This is a genomic window from Rhodanobacter spathiphylli B39 (genome assembly GCF_000264295.1).
Taxonomy (GTDB): Bacteria; Pseudomonadota; Gammaproteobacteria; order Xanthomonadales; family Rhodanobacteraceae; genus Rhodanobacter; species Rhodanobacter spathiphylli.
On the sequence record NZ_AJXT01000050.1, the window covers coordinates 48,021 to 59,989 of the forward strand.

General features: G+C 67.5%; 15 protein-coding genes and 1 riboswitch. Of the genes, 4 read left to right on the top strand and 11 right to left on the bottom strand.

Annotated elements, in window-relative coordinates; genetic code table 11:
- Positions 1-110: 110 nt before the first annotated feature.
- The 3 genes from UU7_RS15935 to UU7_RS15945 all read right to left on the bottom strand — a co-directional run bounded on the left by UU7_RS15935 (position 111) and on the right by UU7_RS15945 (position 2,057).
- The gene (locus UU7_RS15935; protein WP_007810097.1) at positions 111-692 is read right to left on the bottom strand and encodes a hypothetical protein; all 582 of its coding nucleotides are present in this window, start codon (positions 690-692) and stop codon (positions 111-113) included.
- 99 nt (positions 693-791) lie between these two features.
- Positions 792-998: a hemin uptake protein HemP gene (gene hemP / locus UU7_RS15940; RefSeq protein WP_040673598.1), complete on the bottom strand. Its 207-nt coding sequence runs from the start codon at positions 996-998 to the stop codon at positions 792-794.
- An 84-nt stretch (positions 999-1,082) separates the two neighbouring features.
- Positions 1,083-2,057, bottom strand: a complete 975-nt coding sequence (locus UU7_RS15945) for a potassium channel beta subunit family protein (RefSeq protein WP_007810101.1) — start codon at positions 2,055-2,057, stop codon at positions 1,083-1,085.
- A 185-nt stretch (positions 2,058-2,242) separates the two neighbouring features.
- Here UU7_RS15945 and UU7_RS18695 point away from each other — a divergent pair, with 185 nt between their 5' ends.
- The 4 genes from UU7_RS18695 to UU7_RS15965 are packed head-to-tail and all read left to right on the top strand — an operon-like array spanning position 2,243 to position 5,786.
- The gene (locus tag UU7_RS18695; protein WP_007810103.1) at positions 2,243-2,746 is read left to right on the top strand and encodes a hypothetical protein; all 504 of its coding nucleotides are present in this window, start codon (positions 2,243-2,245) and stop codon (positions 2,744-2,746) included.
- Between the two features lie 41 nt (positions 2,747-2,787).
- On the top strand, positions 2,788-3,459 hold the full coding sequence (locus UU7_RS15955) for a PspA/IM30 family protein (RefSeq protein WP_007810104.1): 672 nt from the start codon (positions 2,788-2,790) through the stop codon (positions 3,457-3,459).
- Complete coding sequence (locus tag UU7_RS15960) at positions 3,456-4,073, top strand: OB-fold-containig protein (RefSeq protein WP_007810106.1); 618 nt, start codon at positions 3,456-3,458, stop codon at positions 4,071-4,073. Before UU7_RS15955 ends, UU7_RS15960 begins: the two co-directional genes overlap by 4 nt.
- A gap of 33 nt (positions 4,074-4,106) precedes the next feature.
- Positions 4,107-5,786, top strand: coding sequence for a flotillin family protein (locus UU7_RS15965; protein WP_007810108.1), 1,680 nt, complete (start codon positions 4,107-4,109; stop codon positions 5,784-5,786).
- 67 nt (positions 5,787-5,853) lie between these two features.
- Here UU7_RS15965 and UU7_RS15970 read toward each other — a convergent pair whose 3' ends face one another.
- The 8 genes from UU7_RS15970 to UU7_RS16005 form a co-directional block, all read right to left on the bottom strand.
- Positions 5,854-6,360: a phosphatidylglycerophosphatase A family protein gene (locus UU7_RS15970; RefSeq protein WP_007810109.1), complete on the bottom strand. Its 507-nt coding sequence runs from the start codon at positions 6,358-6,360 to the stop codon at positions 5,854-5,856.
- Positions 6,357-7,325: a thiamine-phosphate kinase gene (thiL, locus tag UU7_RS15975; RefSeq protein WP_007810111.1), complete on the bottom strand. Its 969-nt coding sequence runs from the start codon at positions 7,323-7,325 to the stop codon at positions 6,357-6,359. The genes UU7_RS15970 and thiL overlap by 4 nt, the downstream gene beginning before the upstream one ends.
- Before the next feature lie 20 nt (positions 7,326-7,345).
- Positions 7,346-7,789 (bottom strand): transcription antitermination factor NusB, encoded by a 444-nt coding sequence (gene nusB / locus UU7_RS15980; RefSeq protein ID WP_007810113.1) that lies wholly within the window; start codon positions 7,787-7,789, stop codon positions 7,346-7,348.
- Positions 7,786-8,250, bottom strand: a complete 465-nt coding sequence (gene ribH, locus UU7_RS15985) for a 6,7-dimethyl-8-ribityllumazine synthase (protein ID WP_007810115.1) — start codon at positions 8,248-8,250, stop codon at positions 7,786-7,788. Before ribH ends, nusB begins: the two co-directional genes overlap by 4 nt.
- 115 nt (positions 8,251-8,365) lie before the next feature.
- Positions 8,366-9,295, bottom strand: coding sequence for a muramoyltetrapeptide carboxypeptidase (gene ldcA / locus UU7_RS15990; protein WP_007810117.1), 930 nt, complete (start codon positions 9,293-9,295; stop codon positions 8,366-8,368).
- A gap of 75 nt (positions 9,296-9,370) precedes the next feature.
- Positions 9,371-10,462: a bifunctional 3,4-dihydroxy-2-butanone-4-phosphate synthase/GTP cyclohydrolase II gene (ribBA, locus tag UU7_RS15995; RefSeq protein ID WP_007810119.1), complete on the bottom strand. Its 1,092-nt coding sequence runs from the start codon at positions 10,460-10,462 to the stop codon at positions 9,371-9,373.
- Positions 10,463-10,501: 39 nt separating this feature from the next.
- A complete protein-coding gene (locus UU7_RS16000; protein WP_040673600.1) occupies positions 10,502-10,945 on the bottom strand; it encodes a hypothetical protein in 444 nt (147 codons plus the stop codon).
- A 4-nt stretch (positions 10,946-10,949) separates the two neighbouring features.
- Positions 10,950-11,591: a riboflavin synthase gene (locus UU7_RS16005; protein WP_007810123.1), complete on the bottom strand. Its 642-nt coding sequence runs from the start codon at positions 11,589-11,591 to the stop codon at positions 10,950-10,952.
- Between the two features lie 131 nt (positions 11,592-11,722).
- Positions 11,723-11,891, bottom strand: a riboswitch (FMN riboswitch).
- Between the last annotated feature and the right edge of the window lie 78 nt (positions 11,892-11,969).

Here is an 11,969-nt window from a genome sequence, read left to right on the forward strand (position 1 = left end):
AATATTCGAAATTCTTCAATGACTTCCGCAACACCACGCGACCATCTCCGGTGTCCGCGGACACTCGACGGACGGTCGGACGAACATGCGGGACCCGCGGCTTTCGCGAGCTAGTCGCTGCTGGCCAGTTGCAGTGGCACCGCCTCGGCCTGTGCGATCTGGCCGGCGACTTGCCGGCCCAGCGGCGAGATCGGCAGGTACGATTCGGCGCCCAGCACGACGAGGCCGCCCAGCCTGCGGGCGTGGAAGCGCAGCACCTTCGCGTACACCGGACGCGGCTGGCGCAGCCGGCGCGAAGGTCGATTTCCCGGCGTCGCCCAACCGTGATCGAGCAATCGATCCCACGCCAGGTAGTCGGTGTCCGGCAACAGATGCAGGCGGGCACAACCGCGGCCTTCGCGATCCAGGCATTCGATCCACTCGCGCGGACCTTCGCTGGTGATCGTGCCGGCGGCGGCCAGGCTACGCGTCTGCAGCAGCGGCGCCAGCTGCATCAAGTCGACCAGCAGGCCGCGGGGCCATTCGCGCAGCGGCGCGCCGTCGGGCCGCATCGGCACGTAGAGCACGCTGCCCAGCTCGGGCAGGCGCTCGACCAGCTGCGCCGGCGTCGTGGGCAGGCAGCGCCAATGGATGGCCGGGGCCGGCTTGACGCGCCGCAGATCCTGCAGCCGATGCGCTGACGGAACGAACATCGATCACCTCGGGCGGAATGGCCCGGCGGGCGCCGCAAGCGACGCGCTGGCTGAGGCTGGGAAGATGGGCGCCGCCCGCCGGACGCGGACGACGCGGGACTACTTGGTCAGGATCAGCTTGTCGTTGCGGGTGAGGCGCAGGTGGTACTCGCTGCCCTGGTGCTGGATCACCAGCTCGCGCTCGCCTTCCAGCAGCGTGTGGCTGGAAACACGCCGCGCAGCCGCCGGCGACGTGGCGGGCAACGCCAACACCGGCCGCTGGATCGACCGGGACGGCATGGAGTGGCTCAGTGACGGGACGGACATGGGCAAATCCACGAAAGAAGGGTGACGGCTTTGATGATAATGATTCTCATTATCCTGTCAACCGCCCTGCCCACCCGCGTGCACTCAGGCGGCTTCGACGATCGTCCTGATCCGCTGTGCCAGCGTTGCGTCCAGCTTCGGCAACACCTCCAGCGCGCCGAGGTTCTGTTCCAGCTGCTCACGCCGGCTGGCTCCCAGCATCACCGTGGACACGTGCGGATTGAGCAGGCACCAGGCGATCGACAGCTGCGCCAGGCTGCCACCCAGCTCATCGGCGATCGGCTGCAGGGCGCGCACCTTGCGCAGCCGCTCGTCACCCTTGCCCAATACGCTTTCGCGCAACCACGCGTAATCCGGCTGCGCCAGGCGCGAGTCCACCGGCACGCCATCGTTGTACTTGCCGCTGAGCAGGCCCGAGCCCAGCGGCGACCAGATCGTGGTGCCCATGCCATAGGCCGCGTAAAGCGGCGCGTACTCCTCTTCCACCCGCTCGCGATGCAGCAGGTTGTACTGCGGCTGCTCCATCACCGGGGCGTACAGGTGGTTCTCGCGGGCGATCCGGTGCGCCTCGTGGATCGCCTCGGCCGGCCATTCGCTGGTGCCCCAGTACAGCACCTTGCCCTGGCGCACCAGCGTGTCCATCGCCATCACCGTCTCGGCGATCGGCGTGTCCGGATCGGGGCGATGGCAGAAGTACAGATCCAGGTAATCCACGCGCAATCGCTGCAGCGCCTGCGTGCAGGCTTCCATCACGTGCTTGCGCGACAGCCCGCGCTGGGTTGGCAGCGGCTTGTCCACCGCGCCGAAGAACACCTTGCTGGACACACAGTAGCTGTCGCGGGGAAAGCGCAAGTCGGCCAGCACGTCGCCCATCACCTGCTCGGCCACGCCGTTGTTGTAGGTCTCCGCGTTGTCGAAGAAATTCACCCCGCGATCGTGGGCCAGCGCGAGCAGCTCGCGCGCTTCCCCGCGCCCCACCTGCTTGCCGAAGGTGACCCACGCACCGAACGACAGCGCGGAAAGTTGCAGGCCGGAAGTGCCGAGGCGACGGTATTGCATGGGAGGACTCCTTCATGGGAAAGGCCGGTATGCCGAACGGGCAGCATGACGAACCTGACGTGAAGTCGTCCAGCGGGCCCACGTGAGCGGACGCGGGAGCCCGTTCGCCGCGTCCCCTCTTTACAAGCCTCGCGGGGAGGGGCAGTATGCATGTGTATACGATTGCATACGAAGGTATTCAGACCATGTCGATCTCGATTCCCCTTTCGGTACGGGTTCCGCAGGAAGACTTCGAGTGGCTGACCGCGCTGGACGTGCCCGGTACCAGCACGCCCTCGGACAAGCTGCGCGCCATCATCCAGCGCTACCGACGCCAGCTCGACGGCAGCGATTCCTACGAGTTGACCCTGGGCTGGTTGCGCGAGCTGGTACAACCGTTCGCCCGTGGTGTGGCCGGGTTCGAGCATCGCCGGGAACTGCGCTCCGACATCGTCGCCACGATGCTGGAATGGGTGCCGCAATTGATGGCCCTGCTGGCATCCGAACAGATCGACGCCGATGCCTCGCCCGAACGCGCGCGCAAGATCGAGGACCAGCTGCTGCAACGCAGTACCGCCTTGATCAGCGCGCTGCTGAGATTGGGCGTGGCGCCCGATGTTCCCGCTTACGACAGCGCGGCGATCGACCGGCAGCTGCCGAAACTCGCCGCGCTGGTCGATGCCGTCCGCGCCGCCCGCCAGGCCACCTGACTGCCCGTCCCTCATCTCACCCGGAACGCAAGGAGAAAGCCATGACCGATTCACTGCAGGATCGCGTTGTCCGTCTGATCAGTGGCAGCGCGCACGCGCTGCTCGACCGGGTCGAAGGCCTGGCACCCGAGGCCACCCTCAACCAGGTGTTGCGCGAAATCGAACAGGTGCTCGGCGAAGTGCGCGTCGAACTCGGCCGCATCGAGGCGGCCAAGCACCAGCTGGCGACCCGCATGGGCAAGCTCACCGGCGAACACGAGGAACTGGCCGCCCGCGCCGAACTGGCCGTCCAGCAGCAACGTGACGATCTGGCCACGGCCTGTCTGGAACGACAGACCCTGATCGAGGATCAGTTGCCGGTGCTGCAGCAGAACCTGGAGACGCAGCGCGAACGCGCAGCGGAGTGCGAGGGCTACTTGCGCGCACTGATGGCGCGCAAGCAGGAGCGCGAGGCCATCCTGCGCGAATTCCTCGCCTCGCGCCGCCAGGAAAATGCGCCAGGCCAGGCACCCGACCATGGCGGCCGCGAAAATCGCGCGGCCCGCGCCGAAAACGCGTTCGACCGGATCATGGCCCGGGAAACCGGCGTGGTAGGCTTTGCCGCCGCACAGGGGGATGCGATGAAACTCAAGGAAATCGCGGATATGCAGCGCAAGCAGCGTATCGATGAGCGCCTGGCCGCGCTGAAGATCCAGCTGGGCGAGGACCGGTGAATCCGTTCGTGCTGCCGGCATCGCTGCCCTTCGTCGCCGCACTGGGCGTGCTGTTGCTGCTGGGCCTGGTCGAGGGCTTGTCCCTGCTGTTCGGCGCCAGTGCCTGGCACTGGCTCGACGGCATGATCGAGCACGAGCCACCCGATGGATTCCTGGGCTGGATGCATGTGGGCCGCGCGCCGCTGCTGGTCCTGCTGGCGCTGTTGCTGACCGCGTTTGCACTCATCGGCTTCGCACTGAACTTCATCGCGATGGCTTCGTTCGGCGCACCGCTGCCGCCCCTTCTCTCGGCGCCCGTGGCGCTGCTGGCCAGCCTGCCGGCGGTGCGCGCACTGGGAACGCGCCTGGCCCGCTGGATGCCGCGCGAGGAAACCTATGCGGTCACCTTTGACAGCCTGGTCGGCCGCGTCGCCCACATGCTCGGCCACGCCCGGCCGGCGTACCCGGCCCAGGCGAAGGTGGCCGACGGCAACGGCCATACGCTCTATCTGATGGTCGAGCCCGATGAAACCGTCGACGAACTGGCCATCGACAGCGACGTGCTGCTGGTGCGCCAGATCAGCGGCTCGCGCTTCGCGGCCATCCCCAATCCTCGCCCGGATCTGCTGGGCTGACATCCGATCAACCGCTTCAAGCAAGGAATCTTGATGAACAACCTGATTGACGTCTCCATCCTCGTGGGCATCCTGCTGCTCGGCCTGGTCGTGGTGGGCCTGGTCATTGCGCGGCTGTACCGCCGCTCTTCCAAGGAAATGGCCTTCGTGCGCACCGGCATGGGCGGCCAGAAGGTGATCATGGACGGCGGCGCACTGGTGCTGCCGGTGTTCCACGAGATCATGCAGGTCAACATGAACACGCTGAAGCTGGAAGTGGCTCGCGCCGGCAAGGACAGCCTGTTCACCCGCGACCGCATGCGCGTGGACGTGGTCGCCGGCTTCTTCGTGCGGGTGATTCCCAGCGTCGAAGGCATTGCCAACGCCGCACAGACCCTTGGCCAGCGCACCATGGCGCCGGACAGCCTGCGCGAGCTGGTGGAAGACAAGTTCGTCGACTCGCTGCGTGCGGCCGCCGTGTCGATGACCATGCAGGAGTTGCTCGACAAGCGCCAGGATTTCATCCAGGCCGTGCAGCACGCGGTGGCCGAGGATCTGCTGAAGAACGGACTGGAGCTGGAGAGCGTCTCGCTGACCCGGGTCGACCAGACCCCGATGAACTTCTTCGACCCGAACAATGCGTTCGATGCCGAGGGTCTGACCAAGCTCACCGAAGCGACCCAGCTGCGCGCCAAGCAACGCAACGAGATCGAGCAGAACACCTCGGTCGAGATCGCGCAGAAGAATTACGAGGCGATCAACCAGCGCCTGAGCATCGACCGCGAGCAGACCTTCGCCACGCTGTCGCAGCAGCAGGAAGTGGCCACCCGCGCAGCCCAGCAGAAAGCCGAGGTGGCGGCCATCGAGGCACAGCGCGACCGCGAGGCACAGCAGGCGACCATCGAGGCCGAGCGGCTGGTGCGCGAGGCACAGGTGGAGAAGGAGCGCGCCATCAAGCAGCGCCAGATCGAGGCCGAGCGCGACGTCCAGGTGGCGCAGATCGAGCAGGTCAAGCGCACCACCCTGGCCGAGCAGGAAAAGATGACCGCGATCGCCGAGCGCTCCAAGGCGCAGTCCGAGGCCGAACGCGACGCCAACGAGGCACGTGCGCTGGCCGCCCGCGCCGAAGAGCAGGTGAAGACTGCGCGCGAAGTGGCGATCGCCGACCGCGAGAAGCAGATCGCCCTGGTTGCCGCCGAGCAGGAAGCACAACAAGAGGCCATCGGGGTGAAGGTCGCCGCCGAGGCGGAGCGCGACGCCGCCGACAACCAGGCACAGGCCGTCCGCATCAAGGCCGAGGCCGACCGGGTGCGTTTCGAGGTGGAGGCCTCCGGCATCCGCATGCGCAACGAGTCGCTGAACACGCTCGGTGCCGAGCAGGTCATGCTGCAGATCAAGCAGGCGCTGATCGCCGCCCTGCCCGGCATCATCGAGGCGTCGGTGAAGCCGATGGAAAAGATCGACGGCATCAAGATCGTGCAGGTGGACGGGCTCAATCGCGGCCATGCCGGCAACGGCCAGGCTTCGGCGACGGGTACGGGCACCGGCAACCTGGCCGAACAGGCGGTCTCCGCCGCGCTGGCTTATCGTGCCCAGCAGCCGATCCTCGATGCCGTGCTGGGCGAGATCGGCATGAAAGGCGATTCGCTGGCCAACCTGGTCAACGGCGTCAAGGGCGACCTGACCGCGTCAACGGTGGCGCCGACAGGGCCTGCCCCCGATTCGACGCACTGAGCGTTCGACGCCGGAACGGACGAGGCGATCCTTCGCTCGTTCCGTACCGGCGTCGCGGCCCTGCGGATCAGTTCAGCAGGAAAAACGCCAGCGCCAGCACCATGGCCGCAAACACGCCGGCGATCACGTCGTCGATCATCACGCCGAAGCCGCCTTTCACGCGACGGTCGAGCCAGCGGATCGGCCAGGGCTTCCACACGTCGAACAGACGGAACAGGACGAAGCCGATGACGATCCACCACCACGGTGCAGGCAGCACCAGCAACGGCAACAGCGCGATCCACTGGCCGATGAATTCGTCCCAGACCAGGCTGCGGTGATCGTCGACACCGAGCGCGCGGCCCGCCGCGGTGCATGCCCATACGCCGAGCGCGAAACCCGCCAGCAGGATCACCACGTAGATCGGCAACGACAGTTCGCGCAGCCACAGCCACGGCAGCAGCGCGGCCAGCGAGCCGAACGTGCCTTGCGCCACCGGCGCCAGGCCCGAGCCGAAACCGGAGGCCAGCCAGCCGGCGGGCGTGGCCAGCAAGGCGCGACGTTGCCCGCTGCTCAAGGTCTTCTTTGCGCTCACGCGAAATGCTCCCAGCCGGGCCGATCCGTGTTCATCCACTCGCCATCGAGTCCGCGCACGCGCACGCCGGCGCCTTCGACGATGCGCCCGATCCGGGTCGCGCCACAGCCCAGCCGTGACAGGTCGGCCTGCACGTCGGCCACCCGTGCCGCCGGCACGGTGAAGCAGAGTTCGTAATCGTCGCCGCCGATCAGCGCGCACTGCAGCGCAGCCGCTTCGTCGTACAGCGCCATCAGTGCCGGGGATCGCGGCAGCAGTGCCGCGTCGATTTCTGCGGCAACGCCGCTGCTGCTGCAAATGTGGCCGAGGTCGGCGACCAGGCCGTCGGAGACGTCGACGCAGGCGCTGGCCTGGCCACGCAGGGCGACGCCGGCGGACAGGCGCGGTGTGGGCCGGTTGAGCCGTTCGATCAGGAAGGCACGCAGGCCGGCGCGGGTGTCGTCATCGGACAACGGTTGCTGCAGCGCCTGCAGACCCGCCGCGGCATCGCCGAGCGTGCCGGTCACCAGCACCGCGTCGCCGACGCGTGCGCCGCCCCGGGTCAATGCCTTGCCCGGCGGCACGAAGCCATGCACGGTCACGCTGATCGCCAGCGGACCGCGCGTCGTGTCGCCGCCGACCAGGGCGAGTCGATGTGGCCTGGCCAGCTTGGAGAAGCCCTCGGCAAAACCTTCGACGAAGTCGGCGTCCGCCCTGGGCAGGGTCAGCCCCAGCAAGGCCCACGCCGGGCTTGCGCCCATCGCGGCAAGGTCGGAAAGGTTCACCGCCAGCGCCTTCCAGCCGATGTCGGCAGCGGCCGTGCCGCGGGGGAAATGCACGCCCTCGACCAGGGTATCCAGCGCCACCGCAAGATGCTGCCCCACCGGCGGCAGCAGCAACGCGGCGTCGTCGCCGATGCCCAGCTGCACGTCGTCACGCGCCTGCGCGGTGAGTTCGCGGATGCGTTCGATCAGTCGGAATTCCATCGGCCGGCCCCGGCAGGCGCTCAGCGGCCGTGCTGCTTCTCGACCACGCGCAACTCGCCGGCCAGCTTGTCCAGCACGCCGTTGACGTAGCTGTGGCCGTGGTCGGCACCGAAGCGCTTGGTCACCTCGATCGCCTCGTTGATGACCACCCGGTACGGCACGTCGGGGCGGAACTTCAGTTCATACGCGGCCAGGCGCAGGGCCGCGCGCTCGATCGGATCGACCTGGGCCACCTCGCGGTCGATGTGCGGCCGCAGAACCTCGTCGAGCGCGTCGACGTTCTTCTCCACACCGTGCAGCAGGTCCTCGAAATATTCCAGGTCGGCCACTTCCATGTCCTGTTCGTGGCGGAACTGGTCGATCACCGCGTTCATGTGGCTGCCGCTGATCTGCCACGCATACAGCGCCTGCAGCGCGCGGCGGCGAGCGCGCGAGCGCGCCTGCATGTCGATGCCCTGGCTCATCCGAGGTTCCCGTACAGGTTGACCATTTCCAGCGCGGCGATCGCGGCGTCGGCGCCCTTGTTGCCGGCCTTGGTGCCCGAGCGCTCGATCGCCTGCTCGATGCTGTCGGTGGTCAGCACGCCGAACGCCACCGGCACGCCGGAGCTGGTCGCGGCCTGGGCCAGGCCCTTGGCGCATTCGCCGGCGACATAGTCGAAGTGCGGAGTGGAACCGCGGATCACCGCGCCCAGCGCGATCACCGCCGCGTACTGGCCGGAGTTGGCCAGCTTGTGCGCGGCCAGCGCGATTTCCCACGCGCCCGGCACGCGGATCAGGTCGATTGCATCGTCCTTGACGCCGTGGCGCACCAGCGCATCACGGGCGCCGGCCACCAGTGGTTCCACCACGAAGCCGTTGAAACGGCCGGCGACGATGGCGAAACGGCCCTTGGGCGTGGCGAAATCGCCTTCGATGATCTTCATTGCAGATTTCCTTGGTTGGACGCGCGGCCCAGGCAGACCGGGCATTTTACGGGTTTGCCGACGATCCTGCCCGTTTGCCTCCTCCCCGGCCCGGCTGGAGAGCGTCGGGATGGGATCAGGCCCCGGGCGGCAGGTGCGGGTAGCCGCCGAAGTGGAGCCGGGCCTTGCCGCCCGAGACGCGCAAGCGCGCCGGCGCGCCGAATGGCAAGGTGAATTTGTCCGGCTCGTGTCCGGTCGGCAGGCCTCCGATCACGGCCACGCCGCTGGCCCGGCGGATCTGTTCGAAACTTTCGGCCAGCCCGTAACCGTTGTCGTAGCCGCTGGGACGGCACTGGCTGAAGTCGCCCAGCACCAGCGCCCGCTGGCGCCCCAGCACCCCGGACAGGTGCAGCTGGTACAGCAGGCGCTCGATGCGGAACGGCGGCTCGCCGACGTCCTCGACGAACAGGATGCCGCCGTCGATGTCCGGGAAATATGGCGTGCCGATCAGGCTGCACAGCACCGCCAGGTTGCCGCCCCACAGCGGGCCCTCCACGTCGAGCTCGGCGTCGGGCGCCGTGTTCCACTCGAGCTGCGCCGAGGGCGCCCGCACGGTGTCCCAGAAATGCCGCCAGGTGAACTCGCTGGGCGTCGCCGCGCCGAAATCGGCGCCCAGCATCGGCCCGCTGAACGTGCACAGCCCGCTGCGCGCGTACAGCGCCAGCTGCACGGCGGTGAAATCGCTGTAGCCGACCAGCAAGGTGTTGCTGCCCTGCAGGCGCTCGCGCAGCGCGTCGTAATCCAGCCCCGCCAGCAGACGCGTGGCGCCGTAACCGCCGCGGATCGCCAGCGCGATGTCGGGCAGCGCGTCCAGCGTCGCCAGCGCATTGAGGTCGGCCGCGCGTTCGGCGTCGCTGCCCGCGTAGCGTTGCTCGGTGCGATCGAGTACTTCCAGTCCGTCTACCGTGCAACCTGCGGCCTGCAGGCGTTCCACGCCGCGCGTCATCGCGGCGCGATCGTGCGGGTAGCCGGAAGGGGCGATCAGGCGGATGCGGATTGCGGACATGGGCATGGTCGAGGAAGGAAAGCTGGATTATGCGGTCGTGGTGTGGGCATTGCGTGGCAGGACGCGGCGCGTTTTCTACACGTATTCGACAACTTCCAGGTCGAAGCCGGCCAGGCCGACCAGCTTGCGCGGCGTGCCCAGCACGCGCAGCTGGCGCACGCCGAGATCACCCATGATCTGCGCGCCCAGGCCCAGCTGGCGCCACTCCTGCTGCTGCGCATCTTCCGGCGCCTGCGTGCTGGGCTGGCGCTGCAGCCTTGCCAGCAAGGCTTCCGGCGTGTCCTCGCCGGACAGCACCAGCAACACGCCGCGATCCTCGTCGGCGATCCGGCGCAGGGCCGAGGTCACGGTGAGGCCGAGGTCGTCGCGCTTGAGATGCAGCACATCCGACAAGGTGTTGCGCACGTGCACGCGCGACAGCACCGGCGCGCCGTCATCGACGGTCCCGCGCACCAGCGCGTAGTGCAGGCCGCGGCGGATCACGTCACGATAGGCGATCAGCCGGAACATGCCGAACTCGGTCTCGACCATTTCGTCATGCACGCGCTGCACGGTCTTCTCGGTCTCCAGCCGGTAGCGGATCAGGTCGGCGATCGAGCCGATCTTCAGTCCGTGTCTGGCCGCAAAGACTTCCAGTTCGGGACGGCGCGCCATCGAGCCATCCTCGTGCAGGATCTCGATCAGCACCGCCGAAGGCTCCAGCCCGGCCAGCGCGGCCAGGTCGCAACCGGCCTCGGTGTGGCCGGCCCGGGTCAGCACGCCGCCGGGTTGCGCGGTGAGCGGGAAGATGTGGCCGGGCTGGGCCAGGTCCTGCGGCTTCGCGTCGTTCTTCACGGCGACCTGGATGGTGCGCGCGCGGTCATGCGCCGAGATGCCGGTGGTGACGCCTTCGGCCGCCTCGATCGAGACGGTGAAGTTGGTGTGGTACGACGAGGTGTTGTCGCTGACCATCGGCTTCAGGCCCAGCTGGCGCGTGCGCTGCTCGGTCAGGGTGACGCAGACCAGTCCGCGCGCCTCGCGCACCATGAAGTTGATGTCTTCGGGCCGCACCATTTGCGCGGCCATGATCAGGTCGCCCTCGTTTTCGCGGTCTTCGTCGTCGAGGATCACCACCATGCGACCGGCACGGATGTCTTCGAGGATTTCGGGGATGGTGTTGAAGGGCATGGGGTACTCGAGCCGGGACGGCTTCAGGCTGGGAAGGGATCAAAAAGACGGCGGGCGAAGCATCTTCGGAAGGTGGGCAGAAAGTGCAACCAGGAAGGCCCTGGTGTTTGCTCCCTTTGGCCACCCGCCCATTGCATTGCAGTGTCGCGGCGGCTCTCCGTCGAGACTGAAGGTGTAAGTCATCCCGTCAAGGATGCCAATGCCGCAGCCATGCTCGAAATCATCAAGGCTGGCGGCCAAATCCCCCAGGCGCCGCGCCGCCGTCATGTCCAGTCGTGTGGTCAGTATTTTTTCGTGCTGCGACATGCCTGCAGGCGGAGGGTCCTTGTAGCGAACCGCAAGGACATTTCCCTTCAGGGAGATTGTTTCGGGGGCCCATCCAGGCTCGCCACCGCGCATGACGAGGACGAATTCGTGTGCGCAGACCATCGAGCTCCCGAACAGAAACAGAGCAAGTGTCAGGAAGACCTGGCGCATCTCCATGCCCTCACGCAAAGCCGTGCTGCTTGAGGAACGCCTCGTCCAGCCGTGGCGTCCCGCCGCTGGCCAGCAGCCGTTCGACATAGCGCGCGATCACGTCCACTTCGATGTTCACCGCGTCGCCGGCGCGGCGCGCGTGGAACGCGGTGTGCTCGACCGTGTGCGGGATCAGGTTGACGCCAAATCGTGACCCGGCGACTTCGTTGACGGTGAGGCTGGTGCCGTCGATGCAGACTGAACCCTTGGCCGCGATGTAGCGCGAGATCGCCGCCGGCACCTCGAACGTCCAGCGCTGCGAGCGGCCATCCGGGGTGATCGACACCACCTTGCCCAGCCCGTCGACGTGGCCGGACACCAGGTGTCCGCCGAGGCGGTCGGCCAGCCGCAAGGCCTTTTCCAGGTTCACCGGATCGCCGGCCTTCAGCTGGCCCAACGAGGTCAGCGACAGGGTTTCGTTCGAGACGTCGGCGCTGAAGCCGCGCGGCTCCAGCGTGATCGCGGTGAGGCAGACGCCGGAGACGGCGATCGAGTCGCCGAGCTGCACATCGGCGAGGTCGAGGTCGGCGGTGTCGACATGCAGGCGCACGTCGCCGCCCCGCGGCTCGAGCCGCGCGACGCGGCCCACGGTCTGGATGATGCCGGTGAACATCAGCGCGCCTCCGGCGGGAGGGCGGTGGATCGCATGAACGCAATGGCTTTCATGAAACGTATCCCGCATGAAGTTAAGCGAGTACGCCACAAGGCATCAGGCCAGACGCGCACCGGCAGGGGCGCGCGTCGTGCCGTCTTCTCTTTATCCGGACTGTGAGGAAACGGTCGCCCGCTTCCAACCGTCGGCTCCGGAGTCTGACCGGATCTGCTGACCTTCCGGCCTGGCCGGAAGCGCTCGCGGGCTCGTTCCGAAGAACCTACCGCCGGTGGGGAATTTCGCCCCGCCCTGAAGACGCTGTGCATGGTTGCCGGCCGAGGCCGACGGCGAATTCTAGCACCGCGACGTGACGCGACCGCACGTTGCCGCGGCGAATGC

Coding starts and splice junctions, on each gene's coding strand:
- UU7_RS15935 (WP_007810097.1), bottom strand. CDS start 692: ATGTTCGTTCCGTCAGCGCATCGGCTGCAGGATCTGCGGCGCGTCAAG.
- hemP (WP_040673598.1), bottom strand. CDS start 998: ATGTCCGTCCCGTCACTGAGCCACTCCATGCCGTCCCGGTCGATCCAG.
- UU7_RS15945 (WP_007810101.1), bottom strand. CDS start 2,057: ATGCAATACCGTCGCCTCGGCACTTCCGGCCTGCAACTTTCCGCGCTG.
- UU7_RS18695 (WP_007810103.1), top strand. CDS start 2,243: ATGTCGATCTCGATTCCCCTTTCGGTACGGGTTCCGCAGGAAGACTTC.
- UU7_RS15955 (WP_007810104.1), top strand. CDS start 2,788: ATGACCGATTCACTGCAGGATCGCGTTGTCCGTCTGATCAGTGGCAGC.
- UU7_RS15965 (WP_007810108.1), top strand. CDS start 4,107: ATGAACAACCTGATTGACGTCTCCATCCTCGTGGGCATCCTGCTGCTC.
- thiL (WP_007810111.1), bottom strand. CDS start 7,325: ATGGAATTCCGACTGATCGAACGCATCCGCGAACTCACCGCGCAGGCG.
- nusB (WP_007810113.1), bottom strand. CDS start 7,789: ATGAGCCAGGGCATCGACATGCAGGCGCGCTCGCGCGCTCGCCGCCGC.
- ribH (WP_007810115.1), bottom strand. CDS start 8,250: ATGAAGATCATCGAAGGCGATTTCGCCACGCCCAAGGGCCGTTTCGCC.
- ldcA (WP_007810117.1), bottom strand. CDS start 9,295: ATGTCCGCAATCCGCATCCGCCTGATCGCCCCTTCCGGCTACCCGCAC.
- ribBA (WP_007810119.1), bottom strand. CDS start 10,462: ATGCCCTTCAACACCATCCCCGAAATCCTCGAAGACATCCGTGCCGGT.
- UU7_RS16000 (WP_040673600.1), bottom strand. CDS start 10,945: ATGGAGATGCGCCAGGTCTTCCTGACACTTGCTCTGTTTCTGTTCGGG.
- UU7_RS16005 (WP_007810123.1), bottom strand. CDS start 11,591: ATGTTCACCGGCATCATCCAGACCGTGGGCCGCGTCGCGCGGCTCGAG.